The organism is Streptomyces sp. NPDC002845, assembly GCF_053591955.1.
In genome coordinates, this window is sequence record NZ_JBSFUU010000011.1 from 26,159 (window position 1) to 48,322 (window position 22,164).

The window sequence follows — 22,164 nt, forward strand, 5'->3', positions numbered from 1 at the left end:
CCCTCAGCCCTGGCGGGCCGCCTTCAGTGCAGCGAGCGTCGCGTCGAGGTCGGCGCCGCGTGGGCGGTTGAAGGGCAGCTTGCCGAGGAGATGCGCCATGCCGCAGGTGTTGCTGAGCGCGGAGTAGACCAGGCCGGCCGCGATGCCCGCCGACAGCAACTGGAAGGCGGGGTGGACGAGGGCCCCGAGTGCGAGGCCGAGCAGGACGATCGAGCCGGCGGTGAACCGCACCTGGCGTTCCATGCCCCAGACCATGCGGGTGTGGCCCTCGGGGCGGTGCAGGTCGTGGCCGTCGGCGGCCCAGGCGCCGGTGCCGCCGACGAGGGTGGTGGCGGTGATGCCTTGCTCGGCGAGGAGCTTGCAGGCGTTCTCGGAACGCGCCCCGGAGGCGCAGACCACGAGGAGTTCGCCGTGCGCGGCGGCCTCCTTGATCGCGGGCAGGGCACGGCGGAGGTCGTCGAGGGGGACGTTCAGGGCGCCGGGCAGATGGCCGGAGGCGTACTCGGCGGGGGTGCGCACGTCGATCACGGTCAGTTCGGGGAGGCGGGCGCGGGCCTGGTCGGTGTCGAGGGTGGGAGGGGTGGTGGTCATGAGTGTCATCCTTGGTTGTCGACGATGCCCCGAAGCGGGGGGTAGCTTACCCCTAGGGGTATTTCTGAAGGAGATGAGCGTGGAACTGGATCTCGCGGGCGCCGAACTACGAGCCGTGCTCAACCGGCTGCGTAGGGCTCAGGGCCAGATCTCCGGGGTGATACGGATGATCGAGGAGGGGCGCGACTGCGAGGAGGTCGTCACGCAGCTGGCCGCCGCGTCACGGGCGCTCGACCGGGCGGGCTTCGCGATCATCGCCACCGGTCTGCAGCAGTGTCTGACCGGCATTGAGGGCAGCGAGAAGCCCGAGGAGGACCGCGACGCGATGCGGGCGCGGCTGGAGAAGCTGTTTCTGTCGCTGGCCTGAGCCGTCGTGCCGCGTGGCGCACGGGCCGTCCTGGCACCCGGCTCATACGACCGCGTCGGCCAGCATGAACACGGCCACCGCCAGCAGCACCACCGCGAAGAGGCGCTGGAGCACACCCCCGGACACCCGTCCGCTCAGCCGTTTCCCGTCCCACGCGCCGAGGACGGCCGCTCCGGCGAACGGGGCGATCACAGCCCAGTCGAGCCCGCCCGCCGTGCCCGCCCGGCCCGCGAGCGCGGCCAGCGAGTTGACCGAGATGACCAGCAGGCTGGTGCCCACCGCGACCCGCATCCGCAGGCCGAGGACGCCCACCAGCGCGGGTACGGCGAGGAAGCCGCCGCCGACGCCGAGGAACCCGGTGACCGCGCCGAGCCCGGCGCCGGCTGCGGCGGCTCGTGCGGGCCGTAGGGGTCGGCCGCCGTCGACGGTGGCCGGCCGGCGGAGCATCCGCAGCGCGGCCAGCAGCGCGAGAAGAGCGAAGACGGCGGTCAGCACGGCCCCGGGGACGTCGGCGGCGAGAACCGCGGTGACCATGGCCGGGACGATCCCCGCGAGGGCGAAGAGGCTTCCCGTACGCCAGCGGACGTTGCCCTCGCGGGCGTGTGCGACCAGGCCGGTGACGGAGGTGACGGTGACGATGAGCAGGCTCGCGGTGGTGGCCGCGACCGGGGTGAAGCCGAGCAGGTAGATCAGGGCGGGGACGGCCAGGACGCTGCCACCGCCGCCGAGCGCCCCGAGCGCCAGCCCGACGACTCCGCCGGCGGCCAGGGCGAGGAGCAGGACACTCACGCGATCGAGCCGCCGTCACCGCGCCGGTCGACGACCGGGAGCCCGGCCTCGGCCCAGGCCCGCATCCCGCCGATCACATCGACGGCGTCCACACCGCGCCGTACGAGGATCTCGGCCGCCCGACGGGACCGGTTGCCGGAACGGCAGATGACAACGGGCGGGCGGCCGTGGGCGGTTGACGGCAGCTCGGCGCCTGCGGTGAGCGCCGCCAGCGTGAGGTGGACGGCGTGCGGCGCGTGTCCGGCGTTCCACTCGTCGGGTTCCCGGACGTCCAGCAGGACGGCGTCGCCGTCGGGGGCCGTGCGCGCGGCCGCTTCCCGGACGTCGACCCGGCCGGGGCCACGTCGGAACAGAACCATGGGTCACTCCTCGTCGTTGGTGCGGACCGGTGCCCGGCGCTCAGCCGGTGGTGACGGTGAGCCCCGCCTCGACGGCGGCGGCGAAGCCGTCGTCCACGGCGACCACCTCACGGCCTGCGGCGTCGAGAAGGGAGGCGGCGATGGCCGCGCGCATGCCGCCCGCGCAGTGCACCCACACCTCGCCCTCGGGAACCTCGTCGAGCCGCCTGTACAGCTGGTGGATCGGGATGTGCACCGACCCCGCGACATGGCCGCCCGCGCGCTCGGAGTCCCGTCGGACGTCGAGCACGACCACGTCGGCCTCGCGCTTGGCCAGGCCGGCGAAGGTCGCGCGCGGGAAGAAGGCGAGCGACTCACCCTCCCGGATCCACTCGGCGGGCTCACCGACGGCCGCGGCAGCCGGGCGGTCGATGCCGACCCGCACCAACTCGCGCTGAGCCGCGGCGAGTTGCTCGGGCGACCCGGCGAGCAGGGTCACCGGCTCGCCCCACGGGATCATCCAGGCCAGATACGTGGCGACCTGGCCCTCGGCCTCGAAGTTGAAGGCCCCCGCCACATGCCCCTCGGCGAAGGCGACACGGCTTCGCAGGTCCACCACCCACTCCCCGGCGGCCAGCCGGGCGGCGATCGCCTGGGCGTCGGCGACCGCGGGCGGTGTCAGGTCGACCTGCGCGGGGCCCGCGGCATTGGCCGGGGCCATGTGGGCGTAGTACGCGGGCACGTCGTCGAGACCGGCCAGCAGTTCGGCGACGAAGGTGTCCACGTCCTGCAGAAGTGCCGCGTTGACCGACTTCTCCTTGCCGATCGTGGTGGCCTCGCCCTCGGCCTGCCCCACGGAACAGAAGCTGCCGAAGCCGTGGGTGGGCAACACCGCCGTCTCGTCGGGCAGTTCCTCGGCGAGCCGGTGCGCGGAGGCGTACTGGGCGCGCGCCAGCCGCTCGGTGAGCCGCGGCTCGACGAGGTCGGGGCGGCCGACCGAGCCCAGCAGCAGGGACCCGCCGGTGAAGACCGCCGCAGCGGCGCCGTTCTCCTGAAGCGCGTACGAGGTGTGGTGCGGGGTGTGGCCGGGGGTGGCGATGGCCCGCAGGGTCAGACCGGAGTCGACCTCCACGGTGTCGCCGTCGTGCACCGCGACCCGCTCGAAGGACACGCTCGCCCCGGCCGGTACGAGGTAGACGGCACCGCTGACCCGGGCGAGCTCCAGGCCCCCGGTGACGTAGTCGTTGTGGATGTGCGTCTCGACGACGTGCGAGATCCGCACGCCGCGCCGCGCCGCCGCCGCGATCACCTGGTCGATGTCTCTGGGCGGGTCCACGGCCACGGCCGTCCGCGCGCCGCCGGCGAGGTAGCTGCGGTTGCCGAGCCCCGCCAGCTCGATGGTGTCGACGAAGAACACTTGGCACTCCTTTCACGGGATAATTACCCCGGGGGGTATACGGAAGACCCTAGCACGAGTACCCCCGGGGGTATTTACATGAGTCCGAGTTCCCAGAAAGCACGGCGTCAGACGTGGGTACCGAGTCCGGGTGGGCAGGACGTGCGTCGTGCGGGCCCCGGCCGCCGGAGGCGCCACCGAGGATCACCGTTCTCGCAGGTAGGGCGTACGGGTCGGGGCACGGGGCCGGTAGGCTGGGGCGGCTGCGGCTCCCCCACCATCACCCGTTCACGCGCGGTGAGTTACGGCCTGCAGCCGTCGATACGTCTCACGGCATGAGGGTGATAGACAGGTGCTGATCGCGGGCCGGTACCAACTGCACGACGCCATCGGGCGGGGCGCGATGGGCGAGGTCTGGAGGGGGTACGACGAGACGCTCGCCAGAGCGGTGGCCGTCAAGCTCCTGCTCCCCCAGGACTCCGACCCCACCGCCGCCTCGCGCTTCCGTCTGGAGGCGCAGACGGCCGGCCGGCTCAACCACCCGCATGTGGTGGGCGTGCTGGACTTCGGCGCGTTCGAGGACCGGCTCTTCCTGGTCATGGAACTCGTCGAGGGCCCCAGCCTCGCCCGTGTCCTCTCCGGTTCCGGCCCGCTGCCCGCCGACCGGGTGGCCCAGATCGCCGCCCAGGCCGCCGCCGGGCTCGCCGCCGCCCATCGGCAGGGCATCGTGCACCGGGACATCAAGCCCGCCAACCTCCTGCTGGACGCCGACGGCACCCTCAAGATCGGGGACTTCGGCATCGCCCGCTTCCTCGACGACCCCGGCGCCGCCCTCACCGCCACGGGGCAGATCGTCGGCACCAGCCTGTACCTGGCGCCCGAACGTGCCCTGGGGCAGACCGCGGGGCCCGCCTCCGACCTGTACTCCCTCGGCTGTGTGCTCTACCAGCTCCTCACCGGTCTCCCGCCGTTCCATGCCGACACGGCCGTGGCGATCCTGCATCAGCACCTCGACGCGGCCCCCGTACCGCCCCGCGAGCTGAGTGTCGCCCTCCCGCCCGCCTTCGAGAACTACCTCCTCGGTCTCCTCGCCAAGCAGCCCGAGAACCGGCCCACCGCCGACCAGGCCGCCGACTGGTTCGCCTCCGGCTCCTGGCAGGGCCGCCCTCAGCCCCTGCCCGACGCCACACCGGCGCCCCGGCAACAGGCTGTGACTTCCGCGCCTCCTGTGCCTCCCGCGTCGCCCCCTGTGGCTCCTGTGGCTCCTGTGGCTCCGGGCGGGACCGGCCCCGCGACCACGTACGTCCTGCCCACGAGCCACTCCCACCGAGGTGTACGGCGCCGGAGCGGGCCGGAAGTCCGCAGGCTCGGCGCCCACCAGAAGAAAGCGGCGGGCGTGGTCGCCGGTGTGGTGCTCTTCGTGGGCGCGATGCTCGTCGGCATGCTCGTGTTCGCGCCCGACCGCAGTTCGGCGGAGGTCACGCCGACCGAACCGAGCGGCACGGCCACCGCCCCCGCCACGGAACCGGCCTCCCCCACCCCTGCGGAACCCTCGACCGCCGCCCCGGTCGATACCCAGGAGACGCAGAACACGCAGGAGAAGACCGACGACGGCAAGGAGGCGGAGAAACAGCGGAAGGACAGGGAGCGGGACAGGGAGCGGGACCAGGACGACGAAGAGGAAGAAGACGACTGATTCCATCGGCACCCGTGCCGTATCAGCCGGCGGTCTGGCCCCACTGTGTGTCGATGCGCTCCCATTCCTCGTCCCACCGCGCCATGCGCTTGCGCTCCAGGCATCCGCGTACGCCCTGTGCCGAGACCCATACGGCGCCGCACACGGTGGCCGTGGCCAGCACGCCGAGCAGGGAGGACTCCAGGAACGCCTCCGTGGGGCCGAGGGGCGGCGCGGTCAGGGTGCCGTGACCGTCGGTCCACACCGTGACGCGGTCCCCGGCCCGAGTGTCGCCCGCCGCCAGGGTGCGGTTCGTGTATTTCGTGCCGTCGGTCGCCGTCCACCGGACCGTGACCCAGACCCGCTCGTCGGAAATCGCCTGTTCGGACTCGGCGTCCTTGGGGCCCTCGACGACGGTCGCGGCGATCTGCTGACGATCGACGCGCTGCTGCGCGAAGCTCCGGTCGGCCGCGATGCCCGACACCACCCCGGCGAGGACGCCGCCCACGAGGGCCAGGGTCCAGGCGGCGAGCAGGACCCAGGCCTCCACCAGGTCGAGGGGCCTCCTGAGCGGACTGCGCCGCCACCTCCACCGTCTCACTCTGGTGGGATGTGTCATCCCCTGTTTCTCCGCCATCGGCCGACACCCCCATCACGAGCACCAACCGCCCTCTTCCAGTGTGCGCCTGGAGGGGCGGTCGTGCTGGGTGCCGTATGTCCCGGTGTGCGGACCCCGGCGGCCCGGGCGGTCAGGTGAGGGGCAGACCCGTGTAGTTCTCCGCCAGTTCCGCCGCCGCGTGCTCCGAGGTGGCGATGCGGTCGAGCTGGGAGAGCTGGAGCTTCGTCTCGAAGGGGGACTGTTCGGGGGCGGCATGGAGGGTGGTGGTCATGAAGTACGAGAAGTGCTCAGCCCGCCACACACGGCGCAGGCAGGTGTCGGAGTAGGCGTCGAGCAGGGCGGCCGAGCCGGTCTCCTTCAGGTGGGCGAAGGCGCGGGCCAGGACGATGACGTCGGTGGCGGCCAGGTTGAGGCCCTTGGCGCCGGTGGGCGGCACGATGTGGGCGGCGTCCCCGGCCAGGAAGACGCGGCCGTACCGCATGGGCTCCGTGACGTGGCTGCGCATCGGCAGGACCGACTTGGCGGTGACGGTGCCGCGCCCCAGCCGCCAGTCGGCGTTCGCGTCGAGGGCGAGGCGGGCGTCCAGCTCGTCCCAGATCCGCCCGTCCGGCCAGTCGGCGGGGTCGGTGCCGTTCGGGACCTGGAGGTAGAGCCGGCTGACGGACTCGGAACGCATGCTGGCCAGGGCGAAGCCGCGCTCGGAGTGGGCATAGATCAGCTCGTCGTAGACCGGCGGGGCGTCGGCGAGGATGCCCAGCCAGGAGTACGGGTATGTCCGCCCGTACGTCGTCCGCACGCCCTCGGGGATCGCCTGGCGGGCCACGCCGTGGAAACCGTCGCAGCCGACCACGTAGTCGCAGGTCAGGGTCTGCTCGCGGCCCTCGTGGGTGTAGCGGATGGACGGGTGGTCCGTGTCTGCTCCCTCGACGGCGTGCACCTCGGCCTCGAAGTGCAGCGGTCCGCCGTCGGTGAGCTGGAGGGCGATGAGATCCTTGACGACCTCGGTCTGGGCGTAGACCCACACCCGGCGCCCGCCGGTCAGCACGGGGAAGTCGACCCGGTGGGCGCGGCGGCCGAAGCGCAGCTCGATGCCGTCGTGGGGCATGCCCTCGCGGTCCAGCCGCTCCCCCGCGCCCGCGGCGCGCAGGACGTCCACGGTGGCCTGCTCCAGGATTCCGGCGCGCTGCCGCTGCTCGACGTACGCCCGGTCGCGGCGCTCCAGGACCACGCTGTCGATCCCGGCGTTGTGCAGCAGCCGGGCGAGCAGGAGCCCGGAGGGGCCGCCGCCGATGATGCCGACGGTGGTGTGCATGAGTTCTCCTCGTCGTCGAGGACGGGCCCGCGTCCCCTGGTCCTCCGGGGAGCGGGCCTGTGCGCTGAGCCTGGCTTGTTCGTCTGGTGAAATTCTCTTCACTTTTACGTGCCGAGTCTGCTCCCGCCCGCTCTCCCTGTCAACGGTCGCCCTTCAGGAAGTGGAAGCCGGGCCGGGGATGCATCAGGAAGTCGTGGTGGGAGATGTTCCAGGCGTACGCGCCCGCCAGGGCGAACGCCACCCGGTCCCCGGCCCGCAGGCCCGGTGCGTGGACGTGCCGGGCGAGGAGATCCTTCGGAGTGCACAGCTGGCCGGTGAGGGTGACGTACTCCCCGTCGGCGGCCGGGCGCGGCCACGGGTGGGGCCAGTCCGCCACGGGCAGGACCGCGCAGGGCTGGTCGTGCCCCTTGGTGGCCGGGGTGCGCAGATGGTGGGTGCCGCCGCGGACCACGGCGAACTCCTCCCCGTGGCTGCGCTTCACGTCCAGCACCTCGGTGACGTACCAGCCGCAGTACGCGGTCAGCGCCCGGCCCGGTTCCACACGCAGCGTCAGTTCCGGGTGCTCGTCGGTGAGTTGGGCGAGGCCCGCGCCATAGGTGCGCCAGTCGAAGCGGCTCTCGGGGTGGGCGTAGTCGACGGTCATGCCACCGCCGACGTTGACCTCGGCGAGCGGCACGCGCAGCCCGGTGGCCCAGTCCACGATCGAGCGGGCCACCGCCAGTTGTTCCGGGGCGTCGAGGCCGCTGGCCAAGTGGGTGTGGATGCCGCGGAGTTCGAGGTCCGGGTGCGTGCCGTCGGTGAGCGAGCGGAGCACCGACGCGGCCCGGGACGGGTCGAGGCCGAAAGGTGCGGGGCGGCCGCCCATCGCCAGGGAGCTGCCCGTGAGCGAGCCGTCGGTCACGGTGAGGTTGAAGCGCGGCAGGACCGCCACGCGCCGGCCCGGGACGACCCGCCGCGCGAGTTCGGCCAGCATGCGCAGTTCGTGCTCGCTCTCCACGTGGAAGCGGTCCACGCCCCGGTCCAGGGCGGTCCTGATCTCGTCCGGGGTCTTGCCCGGACCGCCGAACGCCAGCGGGCGGCCCGGCACCGCCTTGGCGACATGTGTGAGTTCGCCCCCGGACGACACCTCGTAGCCGTCGACATGCGGGCCGAGCGCGGTCAGGATCTCCGGCTCGGGGTTGGCCTTGGCCGCGTAGTACAGCTCGACCCGTGGCGGCAGGGCGGAGCGGACGAACGCGGCGTGCTCCGCCAGAGCCGTCATGTCGTAGACGTACGCGGGGAGTTCGTCCGGCGGCAGGGACAGGACACGGTCGCGGACGGCGGGCGTGAGGTGGGTCATCGGGTACTCCAGCGCAGGATGTCCTCGGCGAGCGGGGAGGGCAGGCGGACGTATCCGGCCTCGCGGTCGGCCTTGCGTTCCCAGCGGGTCAGGAGGTTGGCCTTGGCGGGCAGGGGGACTCCGGCGAGCAGAGCGGCGAGACGGGGCGGACAGCCCTCGTGGGTGGCGTACGTCTGGAGGGTGGCGCGGACGCGGGCCCACAGCTCGGCCTCGGTCTGCGGGTGCAGGTCGGCTATCGCGGCGAGGAGTTCGGCGATGTGGTTGACGAACAGGCAGTACACGACGCGGTCCCAGCCACGCTGGGCGTCGTACGCCATCGGGCCCGCGACCTCGGGCGGCAGGGCGGCGAGGGTGTCGGTGTGGTGGTCGGGGACGAGCTTGGTGCCCTCCAGGTCGCGGAAGAGGACCTGGGCGGGCATGCCGTCGGCATCGACGCAGATCAGCACGTTCTGGAGGTGGGGTTCGAGGACCAGGCCGTGGTCGAAGTAGGCGGCCAGGACGGGCGGGACGAGCAGCCTGAGGTACGCCGACCACCAGTCGACGGCGGTCTGCGGGCACGCTCCCGCGAGCAGGTGGGAGATGTGCGCGGGGCCGGTCGGGTACTCGTCGGCGACGGCGGCCGCGAGCAGCGGGGTCGTGCCGGGCAGCAGCCGCTGGGACAGGCCCTCGCGGACAATCACCCCGAAGCCCTCCAGCAGGGCGCGGTCGGGTGTGCCGTCGGGGCCGGGGAGGGCGAGGCTGCGGTAGGCGGGTTCGCGGAGCATGGCGCTGCCGGGGAAGCGGTCCTCCAGGTCGGCCAGCGTCGGGGCGAGGGCGCGGGAGAGGGCGACGGCGCCGGAGAGTTCGTAACTGGCGTTCTTGCGCAGGCAGTTGGTGATGCGGACGTTCAGGCTGAACTTCAGGAAGGTGTCGCCGTCGAAGAGGGTGCGCACGGAGGCGGTGGCGGCGAAGGGCCCTCCGCCGGGGCCGAGGTCGAGGATGTCGCCACGGCCGAGGGCGTCGCGCAGGGCCGGGTGGTCGCGCAGCATCGTGTACTGCCAGGGGTGCGTGGGCAGCGGTCGGTAGCCCTCGGGGATGTCCCGGTGCCCCCGGTCGAGGACGGCGGCGGCGCCCGGTTCGGCCGTCTCCTCGGCGATGAGGTGTTCGCGCACGGCGAGGTGGCGCAGCGGGAACGAGGCCCCGGCCTCCGGCGCGTACGCCCGCCACGCGTCCGCGTCGCCCGTGCGGGCCTTGGGCGTGGGGTGGAAGCGGTGCCCGAAGAGCAGCGACTGTTCGGAGGCGAGGTAGTCGAGGCACTCCGCACGGGTCGCGGTCTCCCGGTCGGTGAGGGCGGCGGAGACGGTCCGGTGGCTGGAGTCGATCTGGTCCAGGAACTCGTCGTTGCGTACGCCCGTACGGAGGAACAGCTCGTCGTGCGTGTACGCGGCGAGGCGGCGCCAGTCGGCCTGGGTCCAGCCGCTGTCGGTCTGCTCGTGCACCGGGCCGGTGAAGCGGTGGGCGCCGAGCAGGGACGTACGGCGCAGGGCGACGCGCAGCAGCACTCCGCGGCGGGGCAGGCGGAGCATGAGGTGGCCGTCGGTGACGGCGGTCTGGCGCTCGGGGCCGGACACCTCGCGCAGCAGGCAGTTGAGGAGGGTGTGGGCCACGGCCTCGTCGGCGGTGGGGAGTCGATCGGTACCGAGCGAGTCGGTGAGCGGGGACATCAGCGGCTCCAGCGGGGGTTCAGAGCGGGGGTGATGGTCGCGAGGACGGTGAGCGCGGCGGCGCCACCGCCGATGAACACGGGTGCGGTCGGCCCGAAGCGCGCGCTGCCCACGGCGGCGGCCACTCCGGCGGCGACGGCGCCGGCCTTGGAGAAGAACTCCAGCGAGCCGAACAGCCCGCCGGGGGCCCGGCCCTGGGCGCATTCAGCGGCCAGGACCGACAGCCCGACCATGCCGAACGTGAGGCCCACGCCGAGCAGCAGCCGGGCGCCGATCAGGGCGGGCAGCGAGTCCGCCGGTCCGTGTCCGGCCAGGCCGAGGGCTATGCCGGCGAAGCCCAGGGCCATGCCAAGGCGGGGGCGCTCGCGTATCAGGCGGTGCACGGCCATGGCGGACGCCAGGTAGCACAGGTGCGGTACGGCGAAGAGCACTCCGGCGAGCAGGGGCGAGGCGCCCGGCAGTCGTTCCTCGACCAGGGAGATCAGGTAGGGGAAGGAGACGACGGTGGAGAAGACGAAGGCGAACTCCAGGGCGTACAGGGTGCGAAGAGAGCCCGTCGGGACCTGGACGTCCTCCGTCTCCCTCACCTCCGGTTCCGCCTCCGCCGGTTCGGGCAGGGCCACCAGCAACAGGGCCGCGGCCAGCGGGAGGAGGGCCAGCAGTGCGTACTGGCGGTGCGGCGACAGCCACGGCGAGAGGGCGCCGACGACGATCGGGGCGACGACGAGGGCGGCTCGTGCGCTGCCCTGCATGACGGTGAGCGCCTTGGACAGGTGCGGTCCTTCGAGCGCGGCACCGAGATAACCGTTGGAGGCCGCGAACGTGCCGCCGAGGATGCCCTGGAGTATCAGGGCCGCGGTGAATGCGGCGAGCGAGTCGGCCCACCCCGCGAGCAGGAAGGACACGGCCAGCCCCAACTGGGCGCGCAGGAGGAGCCGTTTCCGGCCGAAGCGGTCGGCGAGCCGTCCCCACAGCGGGGCGGCGAGCGCGCCGAACACGGTGGGCACGACGTACAGGACCCCCGCCCAGCGGGCCGTCCGGTCGCCCAGTTCCGGCAGGATCCCGGTCAGATACGGCGGCAGTCCCAGCGCGGCGAAGGACGCCACGAAGTAGCAGCCCGCCACGGCGCGCACCTCACGTCGCCCGAACGCGGGGCGCGGCAGCCGCAGGGTCCCGGCGCTCATGCCGCCTCCCGTTTCGGCAGCAGGTCGTTCAGGAGGTAGTTCGGGCCGGTCGTGTAGTGCTTGTTGACATCGGCCGCTCCCGACCGTTCCTTGCTGAGCAGGGTCCCGGCGGTCACCATCGCCTTCACCGGCAGCCGGGGGGCGTCCAGCACGCGGTCGCGCAGAACGGCACCCGCGTCCCCGCCGAGCCGTTCGACGGCCTCCGAGAGCCGGTCCCGTACGAGTCCCAGCAGTGTCGGCAGCGAGGCCCGTCCGTGCCGGGCGAGCCCGAACGCGTAGGCGCCCGCGCACAGATGGACGGTGATGGTGGCGAACAGGTCGGCGACCGGGCCGTCGTCGGAGCAGAAGGTCCGCGTGTCGTCGAAGTCCCACGGCCCGTCCAGCTCACCGGCCAGTCGTACGGTGTTGACGCGCGGCCCGTCGTTGTCCTTGAGCAGGAGCCGGGGGCCATCGTCGGGCCCCAGCACGAGCGAGAGGTTCTGCTGGTGCGACTCCAGCCCGATGCCGTACCCGAAGAGCGTGGTCTGCCAGTCGAACAGCAGGGTCAGACAGGCGTCGAGCAGTGCGAGCACGTCCCCGCCGTGGAAGCGGTCGGCGAGGCGGTCGACGACCAGTCCCCCGCCGGGCGCCTCGGCGAGCAGCGCGGCCAGCGGTACAACCGCCGAGTCCTCCAGCCCTCGCGGGTAACGCCGGCACAGCACGGCCAGCAGCTCGTGTCCCGCGTGTGCGTACACGGTCTCGTCGGCGTGCAGCACGGTCTCCCGGAACCGGGGTTCACGGTCGATCACCGCCTCCAGCAGCCGCTGCCCCGCCGCGCCGTCGACGAGGGTGCCGGGCTTGATGGAGCGTCTGTTGCGCAGCCCCAACGTGGCGGTGGCCAGGGGAAGTTTGAGGTGCAGGGCCGGGTCGGCGGCCGGCGCGACCGTGCGCATGGACAGGGTGGGGACGACTTCGACGAACGCGCGCTCGGCCAGCACCGCGTGCTCCGCCAGCCCGGTGTCGCGCAGTGCCCCGTCGAGCGGCGCGCCGACGGTCAACGGGTGCACGGGCAGGGCGACATGCGTGCGGTCGAGCTCCGTCAGGCCGAGGACCGCGGGTGTGGGCCAGTGATCCGGGAGGCTCCCCGCGACGGTGACCGCCTCCCTCGGCACGGCGAGCCAGCGCAGGGCGAAGCGTGGGTGGAACTCGGGTGCGTACGCGCGCAGTTGACCCTCGTCGAGCCCGGCGCGCCCGCGTGCGGTGGGGTACACCGGGTGGTCGAGCCGCGCGGCGAGGGCGTCGTACGCCAGGGCGCCGGCCATCCCCGTCCACCGGGCCGGGTCGGCGCCGTAGCGGTCGGCCAGCCTGCTGCGCACCGCCTCCCCCGTCCGGGCGTGCAGCCGCATGGTGGCGAGGGTCTGGCGGCACTCCTCGGCGAAGGCGTCGAATCCGGCGCGGTCGAGCGGGTCGGCCAGGGCCCGCAGCTCGGCGAGGACCGACTCGCAACGGGTCGACTCGGCGCCGTCCGATTCCCGTACGAGCAGGGGCAGCCGGGCCGCGTACGCGCACTGGAACCCGTCCTCGGCGACGGGCAGGAGCAGCGCGTCGGTCTCGGTGGGCAGCCGCAGCCAGGTGCCGTCCGGCCGGTGCACGAGCTCGCCGCGCGTGCGCAGGCCGACCACATCTTCACGGAGCAGGGTGCTGAGCACCCGGAGCAGCAGCTCGGCCTCCGTCGTCACGGCTGGATCACCCACCGCTGGGCGGCGAGGAACTCGGCCGTCGCCCGGTCCACGGCCTCCTGTTCGGTGCCGACGGCGCGCAGGACGCCGAGGTAGTCCCGGTTGGTCATGTACAGCTCGTGCCGCTCGCCGGTCTGGCGGAGCGGACGGTACGTCAACCGCACGCGGTCCACGGCCAGTTCGGTGGCGGCAGGCGCTTCGGTGAGCGTCCCGGCGCGCTCGGCGCACGGGTACTCCAGACGGGCGGCCCCGTCGCGTCTCGCGCCCAGGTCGGCTGGAAGTGGTTCGCCCAGGTGGGTGCGGAGGATGTGGTCGAAGAGCGGGATCTCCAGGAGCTGGGCGAGCAGCAGGTCGCACTGGTCGCCGATGGCCCGGTAGTTGACCTCGATGATCCGCGCCCGGCCTTCGTGCACGACGAACTCGGTGTGGCAGGCGCCGAACCCGACGCCCAGCGCGTCGAGTTGGGCCAGGATCTGGTCGAGGACCGGTTCGGGATGGGCCGGGACGAAGGTCAGCCGCTCCTCGATGAAGTACGGGGGCGGGGACAGCTCGGTGTGGAAGCCGCCCAGGACATGGCGGACGCGGCCGTCGCCGAGGGTCTCCAGGGTGTGGAGCTCGCCGGGGAGGTACTCCTCGACGACGAGCGTGGCCCCGGGGCGGCGGTCCAGGATCTCCTTGGTGCGGGCCAGGAGTTCGTCGGGCCCGGCGACGAGCACGACGTCCTCGCTGGCCACGCCCTCACGGGGCTTGACGACACAGGGGTACGGAGCGTCGTCGAGGGCGGCCGGTTCCGTCAGCTCGGCCGACCAGACGGTGTCGACGCCGGCCGCGGCGAGGCGGCGGCGCATCTCGGCCTTGTCCTTGGTGCGCAGGGTGGCCCGCCAGTCCTTGGCGGGGAGCCCGAAGTAGTGGGCGGCCAGGGCGGCCTGGGTCTGGAGGTGGTCGCTGTTGGTGAAGACCGCGTCGGGGGTGTGGTGGGTCGAGATCCGGGTGATGACGGCGCGGTGGTCGCGTACGTCGCACTCCAGGATCTCCGCGTCCGGGCAGGTGCGCCGGTGGGTGTCGGGCTGGTCGGTGAGGACGGTCACGTCCAGGCCGAGCCGGGCGGCGGCGGGCAGGAAGCCCTCGGTGACGGAGTCCGTGGGGTTCAGGGCAAGCAGGTACAGGCGCATGGGGGGTGCACAACTTCCGCTGGCGGGTGGGGGTTCGGGGGCGGGCCGCAGGTGGCGGGCGGCCCGCCCCCGGTGACTGCCGGGGTTACTCCTTCGGCAGCTCGACGCCGGTGGCCTCGGCCACGTCGGCGAGCATCTCCCCGGCGGCCTGGACGCCGATGCCGGACATCCAGATCTCGTCCGCGACCTCGTAGACCTTGCCGTCCTTGACGGCGGGCAGGTCCTTCCACACCGGGTTGGAGGTGACCTGCTTCTGCTGGGTCTTGTCCGGGGTGTCGGCGGTGGTGACGAAGATCAGGTCGGCGTCGGCCTGGTCGATCTCCTCCGGGCTGACGTCCTTCATCGTCACGGCCGGGTCGTCCGAGATCTGCGAGTCGGGGCGCTCAAGGCCGATGTCCTCAAGGACGACACCGCTGTAGGAGTTGGTCTGGTAGAGGCGGGTCGGACCGGCGACGAAGCGGACCACGGACGCGGTCGGCATGGTGCCGTCGTACTTCTCCGCGATGGCCTCACCGAGCGCCTGGGCGCGCGTCTCGTACTCCTTGAGCTTGGCCGCGGCCTCCTGCTCCAGGCCCAGCGCCTCGGCGTGGACCTCCAGGTTCTCCTTCCACACACCGCCGGTGGTCTCGGTGAACACGGTCGGGGCGATGGCGCTGAGCTTGTCGTAGATCTTTTCGTGGCGGACCTTGGACGACAGGATCACATCGGGCTTGAGGGAGGCGATGAGTTCGAGGTTCGGCTCCAGCAGCGGGCCGACGTCCTCGGTGTCCTTCAGCTCGCCTTCGAGGTACGTCGGAAAGCCGCCTTCGGTCTTGAAGTGCGGGGCGACCGCGCCGACCGGGTCGATGCCGAGCAGGGTGACGTCGTCCAGTTCGCCGGTGTCGAGCACGACGACGCGCTGCGGCTGGGACGGGATCTCGACGTCACCCATCACGGTCGTGAGGGTGCGCGGGAAACCGGCGGTCTCGGCACCGGCGTTCGCGGTGTCGCTCTCGGTGGACGACGACTCGCCGCCACAGGCGGCGAGGACCGCGGTACCGAGGACGACGGCGAGGAGTACGGCCATCAGGCGGCCGATTCCGCGCAGGGGAGATCTCATGAGCATGAGGAGGTCTTTCGTGTCGGCGTACGGATGTACGGAGCGAGCGGAGAGAGCGGTCAGGCGGGCGCGACGGTGTGCCGGGCCGCGCTGCTTTTGGGGACCACCAGCGGTGTGCCGGTCTCCGGGTCGGGGATGACCCGGCAGTCCACGTCGAACACGGATCTGACCAGGTCCGCGTCGAGCACCTCGGCCGGCGGTCCGGCGGCGGCGAGGCGGCCGTCCTTGAGCACGACCATGTGGTCGGCGTAGCGGGCGGCCTGTCCGAGGTCGTGCAGCACCATCACCACGGTGCGGCCCGCCTCGGCGTGCAGGGCGGCGACCAGGTCGAGGACGTCGAGCTGGTGCCGCAAGTCGAGGAAGGTGGTGGGTTCGTCGAGCAGGAGCAGATCGGTGTCCTGCGCCAACGCCAGGGCGATCCAGGCGCGTTGGCGCTGGCCGCCGGAGAGCCGGTCGACGGGCTGGTCGCGCAGCGCCGCGGTGCCGGTGCGCTCCAGGGCCGCGTCCACCGCCTGCTGGTCCGCCGCCGACCAGGGGCTCAGCAGCCGCTGGTGCGGGTACCGGCCCAGTCGTACGAGCGCCTCGACGGTGATCGCCTCCGGGGTGACCGGCTGCTGCGGGAGCAGGCCCATACGGCGGGCCAGCGCGCGGGCGGGCATGCGGTGGATGTCGGCGCCGTCCAGGGCGACGGTTCCGGCGGCCGGGGCGAGGAGCCTGGTCAGGCCTCTCAACAGGGTTGACTTGCCGCAGGCGTTGGGGCCGACGATGGCGGTGACGGCGCCGCCGGGCAGGGTGAGGTCGAGTCCGCCGACCACGAGCCGGTCGCCGTAGCGCAGATCGAGTCCGCGCGTGGAGAGCTGGTTGGTGGTGGTCATGCGTGACTCCTGTGGACGGGCTTGCTCTGACGGAACATCAGCACCAGCAGCCAGGGGGCGCCGAGCGTGGCGGTCACGGCCCCGACGGGCAGGCCGTCGACCGGCAGCAGGTGCTGGACCACCAGGTCGGAGGCGAGCAGCAGGACGGCTCCGGTGATACCGGCCAGGGCGAGGGTCCCGGCGGTGGGCGGGCCGGTGACGAACCGCACGATGTGCGGCACGGCGAGGGCGACGAAGGTGACGGGACCCGCGAGCGCGGCGGCCAGCGAGGCCAGTACGACGGCCAGGACCAGGAGTTGGAGCCGGGCGGCGGAGGTGTTGAGGCCGAGGGCGCCCGCCGAGTCGTCGCCCAGGTCGAGCACGGCCAGCCGCCGGTGCATCACGAACGCGGCGGCCAGCGCGAGCAGCATCGCCGCGCCCGCACCCCACACCTCGGTCCAGGTCCGCCCGTACACCGACCCGGTCGTCCACTGGAGCGCGGAGCCCGCGAGCTCGGCAGGGAAGCGCACGATCATCAGATTCACGGCGGCGGCGAGCCCCGCCTGCACGGCGAGCCCGGTGAGGATCAGCCGGGTGACCAAGACTCCGGAGCGCCAGGCGAACACCCCGAGCAGCAGCGCGGCGAGCAGACCGCCGGCCAGCGCCCCGACCGGGATCAGCGCCTGCGAGGCCCCCGCGGCGAGCAGCGCGACCGCGCCGAGCGAGGCCCCGCCCGTGACGCCCATGACGTCGGGGGACGCCAGGGGGTTGCGGAACAGCCGTTGCAGAACGCAGCCCGCCGCGCCGAGTCCGGCCCCGGCGACGATCGCAGCGAAGGCTCGGGGCGCCCGGAACTCCCGCACGACGAGCACGTCGCCCGGATCACCGAGGCCGAGCAGCGCGCGCAGCGCGACGGAGGCGGGCATCGGGATCGCCCCCGTCGACAGAGAGACGGCGAGGAGGACGAGAAGGGCGACGAGACCGACCGCGCCGTACGCGAGGAGGCGGCGCTGTCGGGGCGCCGGGCGCGCGTCGCTCCGTACGACCGCCGTGTAGGTCACGCTCATCGGGCCACCTTCCGGGCCAGCAGCGCCAGCAGGGGCGCGCCGAGGAAGGCGGTGACGATGCCGACCTCCAGCTCCGCGGGGCGGATGACGAGGCGTCCGAGCACGTCGGCCGCGAGCAGCAGGAGGGGTCCCGCGATCAGGCAGCCGGGCAGCAGCAGCCGGTGGTCGCCGCCGAGGAGCGGGCGGACGAGGTGGGGTGCGGCGAGCCCGATGAAGGCGACGGGGCCGGCCACGGCGACCGCGGAACCGGCGAGCAGGACGACCGCGACACCGCCGGCGAGCCGGATCCGGGCCACCGGCACGCCGAGGGCCTGGGCCGAATCGTCGCCCAGGGCAAGGGCGTTGAGGGCGGGTGCGACGGCCAGGGCGAGGATCAGGCCGAGTACGAGCGTGGGCAGTACCGGCCACAGAGCGTCCAGCGGGCGTCCGGCCACGGAGCCCGCAAGCCAGAAGCGGGCCTCGTCGAGGGTGCGCTGGTTGGCCAGCATCACCGCCGACGTCCAGGAGAACAGCACGAGTTGGAGGACGGTGCCGCCGAGGGCGAGCCGTACCGGGTCGATGTCCCCGGCGCGGCGCGCCAGCGCCTGCACGAAGAGCGCGGCGCCGACCGCACCGGCGAACGCGAACCCGACGTACTCGACCGGGTCGGTCAGCCGCAGCGCGAAGATGGCGACCACGACCGCGAAACCCGCACCGGCGTTGATTCCCAGCGTGGTCGGTGACGCGAGCGGATTACGCGTGATGCCCTGGGAGACCGCCCCCGCGACCCCGAGCGCGGCACCGACGGCCAGGCCGATGACCGTACGCGGCAGCCGCAGCCCGGTCACGACCAGCGCGTCCCGCCCCTGCCCGTGACCGGACAGGGCGTCGATCACGGTGGACAGGGGCACGGAGCGGGCGCCGAGCGCGAGGCTCAGCGCGGCACAGAGCGCCAGGGCTCCGATGCCGCCGAGGAAGAGGGGAATGTGCCGTAGGGCACGCGTGGGCACACCGGGAGGTGCGGCCCGTTCGGTCGCAGTCACGATCGGTGAGCTTAGGTTAGGCATGCTTTACTTTTCAATCAGCTAGTGGATCACTGTGATCAACGCCCCTTTCGATTACCGACAGGCAACCCCGCTGGTCATCGACATCTCCTAACCCCACCCATCGACACCCGCCCCCTTGGTCACCGGAAGTCGATCTTACGACTAAGGTAAGGCTTACCTCGCGAGCCCGCTTCGAACCCTCACGCTCTGGAGTTCCGATGACCGTGGCCCTGGACATCACACAGGCCGACATCGCACCGGCCGCCGCCACGACCGCGCCCGGACTCCTCGCCGACACCTATCGCCGTCTGGGCACCGTGTGCGAGGCGTTGTCCGTGCGGATCAGGCAACCTGGTCAAGTCGGATCAGATGCCGCTCTCTTGACGGAGAGTCAGGATGCGGTCGAGGCCTTCGTCGACGCCGAGGCCGCCCGTATCCAGGACCGCTACGACCACACGGCGCCCCGCCATGTCGCCGCCTCCCGCGCCCTCCACGACTACGCCTGGTCAATCGCTCTGCTGATGAGCGGGTCCTGGTATCTGGAGCGCAGGGTGCCGCGCATCGCCCCCGGGGAGGTACGGGTGGACCTGGCGACCGGCGCGTTCGAGATCACGCCCGGCTCGCGGCTGGCGTGCCGGCCGGACGACCCGGCCGCCACGCTGCCCGGTGTTCGCGCGGTCACCCAGGAGGAGGCTCTGCGCGCCGAGTTGAGGAGCGCGGTCGCCGATCACATGGGTCCGGTGCTGGCCGCGCTCGGCCCGTACGTGCGGCGCGGGCCACGCGCGCTCTGGGGCATGGTCGCCGACGACCTCGTCTCCGGTATCTGGTACCTGGGCCGCGTGCTGGGCGAGGAGACCGCCGCCGTACGCGCCGCGACGACGCTCCTGCCCTCCGCCCTGCCGCCCTTCCCCGGCGGCGCCGACTTCCGCACCCTGCGGACCGGTGACGGCCGGGAACACCCGACCCGCACCCGCATGGGCTGCTGCCTCTACTACACGATCCGCCCCGACGAGGCCTGCGCCACCTGCCCCCGCACCTGCGACGCGGAACGGCTGCGCCGTCTGGAGGGCTGAGCCGCCTGCTCCGCACACAGGAACACGGGAATCCACGGCGAGCACACACGTTCCGGAGTCGGCGACCGGTCGACGGGGGCGGATTGATCAGGCGTCCGGCTCCTCCCGCCGCATCGGCGGCTCGGCCGGGGTCGGCCGGACCGGGCCGAACAGCACGGTCCGGGCCACCCTCGGCGCGAACAGGGCGCTGAGCGGGGCGGTGAGGGAGAGCACGGACCGGAAGGCCCGGCCCACCACGGGGTCACCGGGGTAGCGCTCCTGGACGCGGCGCAGGTACCAGCCGGCGGCCCGGTCCGCGGCCCCCGTCGTGACCGCGTTGCCGATCGCGCCCGGCATCTTCTTGTCGGCCCCGGCCGAGATGTCCCAGGCCTGCCCGGAGGCGGCCAGCAGCGCCTGCTGCACGCGGCGCGTGGTCGGCGTGCGGCGCCGGTCGGCCAGCGCGTCCCGCAGGGCGACGGCGCTGATCGCGGCCACGGACATGCCCTGCCCGTAGATCGGGTTGAAGGTGCACACGGCGTCCCCGGTCGCCAGGAACCCGGCCGGGCGGCGGCCGGGCAGGTCGTAGCGGCGCCGTACGTTGGCGGTCTTCCGGAAGCCGAACGGCGGCGAGAGCGGCTCGGCGGAACGCAGCCACTCGTGCACGACGGGATGCGGCAGCCTCTTCGCGTACGCCACGAACTCCTCCTCGCCCGTGGGCGGTTCGTCGCCGCGCAGTCCGGAAAAGGTGGCCAGACAGGTGCCGTCCTCCAGGGGCAGGACGACGGCTCCGTAGGTCTGCGAGGGATCGGGGAGGATGAAGCAGCCGAGCGCTTCACGACCGATGGTCCCGCTCGTGTCGCGGTAGAGACGCGAACCGTACGCGAGCCCCGTCTCGATGGTCTCCTCGTGCGGGGCCTCCGCTCCGATCGCGGTGAGCCATCGCGGAGCCTTCGTGCCGCGCCCGGAGGCGTCCAGCACCAAGTCGGCTTCCAAGGGCCGCTCTTCCTTGCGCGCCCCTTCGCCCCGCTCCCGAAGCAGTACGCCCCGTACGCGCGAGGCGTCCCCCAACAGCCCGACGACGTCCGTCGCTTCGGCCACCGTGATCGCGGGGTTGGCGAGCACGCGGTGCCGTACCAGCTGTTCGAGCTGTGCGCGTGAGCCGGTGCAGATGTGCGTCGTCGCCGGAAGACGCCGGAACCAGCGTCCGTTCTGCCACGCGACCAGGTCCGAGGGCAGGCCCACCTCGGGTGCGCCCGCCGCGCGCAACTCCTCCATGAATCCCGGCAACAGGGAGTCCAGCGCCTGTTGTCCGCCCTCCAGCAGGACGTGCAGATGACGGCCCTGCGGTACGCCCGGGCGCGGCTCCGGCCCGTCCGGGAACCGGTCGCGTTCGACGACCGTGACGCGATCGGCGTGATCGGCGAGGACGTGGGCGGCGAGCAGACCCGCGAGACTGCCCCCGATGACGACGGCATGACGTCCGCCCTGTGCGTCCTGTCCCCCGGAGCCCCAAGTGCTCGTTTCCTGCGCAGAGTTCACCGAGTCCGCTCCTCCTGGTCGGCATGCGGTCCAGGAGGACCAGTATCCCCGTCGGTGGAGGGAGGTTGATCGGTTTCCGGCCCTTCAGGGCTGGTTCGCGGTTCAGCCCTCGCGGTTCAGCCCTCGCGGTTCAGCCCTCGCGGTTCAGCCCTCGCGGTTCGGCGGTCTTCGTGGTTCCGCGGCCTTCGTGGTTCGGCCCCCTCGGCTCAGTCCTCGCGCCAACCGAGCTTGGTCAGCTGGTTCTTGGCGTCCTCAGCGACGTCCGGGTCGGCGACCACGTCGTAGCGGGCCGCCACGATCTGGCTGCGGGAGGCGAAGTCGCGGCGGCCACCGGTGAGGGCGTGGCCGACGAAGCCGAACAGCGCGCCGAAGACGGCGCCGTAGAGCAGACCGGCGAGCATCAGCACGACCACATGGGTGTCGCCGGCGGCGAACACGGCCAGCAGCAACCCGATGAGCAGGCCGAACCAGGCGCCCGTGCCCGCGCCTGCCAGCGCGGCGCGGCCGCGGGTGAGACGGCCGAGCACGGTCTCGACCATGCGCAGGTCCGAGCCGATGATCGTGGTGCGCTCCACGGGGAACCGGTTGTCGGAGAGGAAGTCGACGGCGCGCTGGGCGCCGACGTAGGTCGGGTAGGAGCCGACCACCGGACGGTCGACCGGCGCCGTGGGCACATGCTGGATCATTGAGGGGCTCCCTTCTCCTTCCAGCAGCCTGCTGTCACGCCGTACCCGCCGCAAGGCGAGCCACACCGAACGGGCGGCCCGCCGAGCCCTCGGCCTAGTGTCACGCTCCGCCTTCATAGGATGGTCATAAGCACCGGAGAGAGGGGACAGCCATGGGCGCTCCACGTCTGAGCAGCACACCATTGCCAGGGATCGGGGTCCGCTACGACATGACGACCAAGGAACATCGGCGTCTGTCGGTGGTCGCGCACCGCGACGGCGGGCGCACGCTCAGCGCGTACCGCAAGGACGATCCGGACGCCTGCGCGCTGTCGGTGCGGCTGACCGCCGACGAGGCGGCCACTCTGATCGACACGCTGATGCCCACGCACCACACCCCGAATCTGCTGTCCACGACCGGCCTGGGGCTGGTGGCCGAGCGGATCGAACTGTCCGCGGTCTCGCACTGGAACGGGCGCGTGCTCGGCGACACGCGGATGCGGACGGAGACCGGCGCATCCATCGTGGCGGTCCTGCGCCGCGCCGAGGCCATCCCCTCCCCCGGCCCCGACTTCCGGCTGGCCGGCGGGGACACCCTGATCGTGATCGGCACCCGCGAGGGTGTGGAGACGGCCGCCGCGATACTGGGCCGGGAGTGAC

At 72.7% G+C, this 22,164-nt stretch carries 21 protein-coding genes; 4 read left to right on the forward strand and 17 right to left on the reverse strand.

What is annotated here, in order from left to right; translation table 11 throughout:
- Positions 1–3: 3 nt before the first annotated feature.
- A complete protein-coding gene (locus ACWD3C_RS10105) occupies positions 4–591 on the reverse strand; it encodes a rhodanese-like domain-containing protein (protein ID WP_451142064.1) in 588 nt (195 codons plus the stop codon).
- Positions 592–670: 79 nt separating this feature from the next.
- Between ACWD3C_RS10105 and ACWD3C_RS10110 the strand changes: the two genes are divergently transcribed.
- Positions 671–958 (forward strand): metal-sensitive transcriptional regulator, encoded by a 288-nt coding sequence (locus ACWD3C_RS10110; protein WP_322725570.1) that lies wholly within the window; start codon positions 671–673, stop codon positions 956–958.
- A 42-nt stretch (positions 959–1,000) separates the two neighbouring features.
- On the opposite strand, the gene ACWD3C_RS10115 is transcribed toward ACWD3C_RS10110, so the two are convergent.
- From ACWD3C_RS10115 to ACWD3C_RS10125, 3 genes are read right to left on the reverse strand one after another with little or no spacing between them, the layout of a single operon-like run.
- Positions 1,001–1,747 (reverse strand): sulfite exporter TauE/SafE family protein, encoded by a 747-nt coding sequence (locus ACWD3C_RS10115; RefSeq protein ID WP_451142066.1) that lies wholly within the window; start codon positions 1,745–1,747, stop codon positions 1,001–1,003.
- Entirely contained in the window at positions 1,744–2,106 is a 363-nt protein-coding gene (locus ACWD3C_RS10120; RefSeq protein WP_451142068.1) for a rhodanese-like domain-containing protein, read from the reverse strand. The genes ACWD3C_RS10115 and ACWD3C_RS10120 overlap by 4 nt, the downstream gene beginning before the upstream one ends.
- 40 nt (positions 2,107–2,146) lie before the next feature.
- Positions 2,147–3,502 carry an MBL fold metallo-hydrolase gene (locus ACWD3C_RS10125; RefSeq protein ID WP_451142070.1) on the reverse strand — a complete coding sequence of 452 codons (1,356 nt, stop codon included), beginning with the start codon at positions 3,500–3,502 and terminating at the stop codon, positions 2,147–2,149.
- Between the two features lie 331 nt (positions 3,503–3,833).
- Between ACWD3C_RS10125 and ACWD3C_RS10130 the strand changes: the two genes are divergently transcribed.
- A complete protein-coding gene (locus tag ACWD3C_RS10130) occupies positions 3,834–5,177 on the forward strand; it encodes a serine/threonine-protein kinase (protein ID WP_451142072.1) in 1,344 nt (447 codons plus the stop codon).
- Between the two features lie 22 nt (positions 5,178–5,199).
- Here ACWD3C_RS10130 and ACWD3C_RS10135 read toward each other — a convergent pair whose 3' ends face one another.
- The 11 genes from ACWD3C_RS10135 to ACWD3C_RS10185 all read right to left on the reverse strand — a co-directional run bounded on the left by ACWD3C_RS10135 (position 5,200) and on the right by ACWD3C_RS10185 (position 18,212).
- Complete coding sequence (locus ACWD3C_RS10135; RefSeq protein WP_451142074.1) at positions 5,200–5,793, reverse strand: Rv1733c family protein; 594 nt, start codon at positions 5,791–5,793, stop codon at positions 5,200–5,202.
- 112 nt (positions 5,794–5,905) lie between these two features.
- Positions 5,906–7,087 carry a 4-hydroxybenzoate 3-monooxygenase gene (locus ACWD3C_RS10140; protein ID WP_451142076.1) on the reverse strand — a complete coding sequence of 394 codons (1,182 nt, stop codon included), beginning with the start codon at positions 7,085–7,087 and terminating at the stop codon, positions 5,906–5,908.
- 139 nt (positions 7,088–7,226) lie between these two features.
- A complete protein-coding gene (locus ACWD3C_RS10145) occupies positions 7,227–8,426 on the reverse strand; it encodes a type III PLP-dependent enzyme (protein WP_451142078.1) in 1,200 nt (399 codons plus the stop codon).
- A complete protein-coding gene (locus ACWD3C_RS10150) occupies positions 8,423–10,129 on the reverse strand; it encodes an IucA/IucC family protein (RefSeq protein WP_451142080.1) in 1,707 nt (568 codons plus the stop codon). The genes ACWD3C_RS10145 and ACWD3C_RS10150 overlap by 4 nt, the downstream gene beginning before the upstream one ends.
- Positions 10,129–11,313, reverse strand: a complete 1,185-nt coding sequence (locus ACWD3C_RS10155; RefSeq protein WP_451142082.1) for an MFS transporter — start codon at positions 11,311–11,313, stop codon at positions 10,129–10,131. The genes ACWD3C_RS10150 and ACWD3C_RS10155 overlap by 1 nt, the downstream gene beginning before the upstream one ends.
- Positions 11,310–13,046 carry an IucA/IucC family protein gene (locus ACWD3C_RS10160; protein WP_451142084.1) on the reverse strand — a complete coding sequence of 579 codons (1,737 nt, stop codon included), beginning with the start codon at positions 13,044–13,046 and terminating at the stop codon, positions 11,310–11,312. Before ACWD3C_RS10160 ends, ACWD3C_RS10155 begins: the two co-directional genes overlap by 4 nt.
- The gene (locus ACWD3C_RS10165) at positions 13,028–14,203 is read right to left on the reverse strand and encodes an ATP-grasp domain-containing protein (RefSeq protein ID WP_451142086.1); all 1,176 of its coding nucleotides are present in this window, start codon (positions 14,201–14,203) and stop codon (positions 13,028–13,030) included. The genes ACWD3C_RS10160 and ACWD3C_RS10165 overlap by 19 nt, the downstream gene beginning before the upstream one ends.
- A gap of 85 nt (positions 14,204–14,288) precedes the next feature.
- Positions 14,289–15,308: an ABC transporter substrate-binding protein gene (locus ACWD3C_RS10170; protein WP_451142088.1), complete on the reverse strand. Its 1,020-nt coding sequence runs from the start codon at positions 15,306–15,308 to the stop codon at positions 14,289–14,291.
- Between the two features lie 53 nt (positions 15,309–15,361).
- Positions 15,362–16,177 (reverse strand): ABC transporter ATP-binding protein, encoded by an 816-nt coding sequence (locus ACWD3C_RS10175; protein ID WP_451142090.1) that lies wholly within the window; start codon positions 16,175–16,177, stop codon positions 15,362–15,364.
- On the reverse strand, positions 16,174–17,223 hold the full coding sequence (locus tag ACWD3C_RS10180; protein WP_451142091.1) for a FecCD family ABC transporter permease: 1,050 nt from the start codon (positions 17,221–17,223) through the stop codon (positions 16,174–16,176). Before ACWD3C_RS10180 ends, ACWD3C_RS10175 begins: the two co-directional genes overlap by 4 nt.
- A complete protein-coding gene (locus ACWD3C_RS10185; protein ID WP_451142270.1) occupies positions 17,220–18,212 on the reverse strand; it encodes a FecCD family ABC transporter permease in 993 nt (330 codons plus the stop codon). Before ACWD3C_RS10185 ends, ACWD3C_RS10180 begins: the two co-directional genes overlap by 4 nt.
- Before the next feature lie 254 nt (positions 18,213–18,466).
- Here ACWD3C_RS10185 and ACWD3C_RS10190 point away from each other — a divergent pair, with 254 nt between their 5' ends.
- The gene (locus tag ACWD3C_RS10190; protein WP_451142092.1) at positions 18,467–19,321 is read left to right on the forward strand and encodes a (2Fe-2S)-binding protein; all 855 of its coding nucleotides are present in this window, start codon (positions 18,467–18,469) and stop codon (positions 19,319–19,321) included.
- A gap of 87 nt (positions 19,322–19,408) precedes the next feature.
- Here ACWD3C_RS10190 and ACWD3C_RS10195 read toward each other — a convergent pair whose 3' ends face one another.
- Together ACWD3C_RS10195 and ACWD3C_RS10200 are read right to left on the reverse strand one after the other, a co-directional pair.
- A complete protein-coding gene (locus tag ACWD3C_RS10195; protein WP_451142272.1) occupies positions 19,409–20,764 on the reverse strand; it encodes an NAD(P)/FAD-dependent oxidoreductase in 1,356 nt (451 codons plus the stop codon).
- Between the two features lie 281 nt (positions 20,765–21,045).
- Positions 21,046–21,525, reverse strand: coding sequence for a general stress protein (locus ACWD3C_RS10200; RefSeq protein ID WP_451142094.1), 480 nt, complete (start codon positions 21,523–21,525; stop codon positions 21,046–21,048).
- A 152-nt stretch (positions 21,526–21,677) separates the two neighbouring features.
- On the opposite strand from ACWD3C_RS10200, the gene ACWD3C_RS10205 reads away from it, so the two are divergent.
- Positions 21,678–22,163: a cation:proton antiporter regulatory subunit gene (locus ACWD3C_RS10205; RefSeq protein WP_451142096.1), complete on the forward strand. Its 486-nt coding sequence runs from the start codon at positions 21,678–21,680 to the stop codon at positions 22,161–22,163.
- Position 22,164 lies beyond the last annotated feature (1 nt).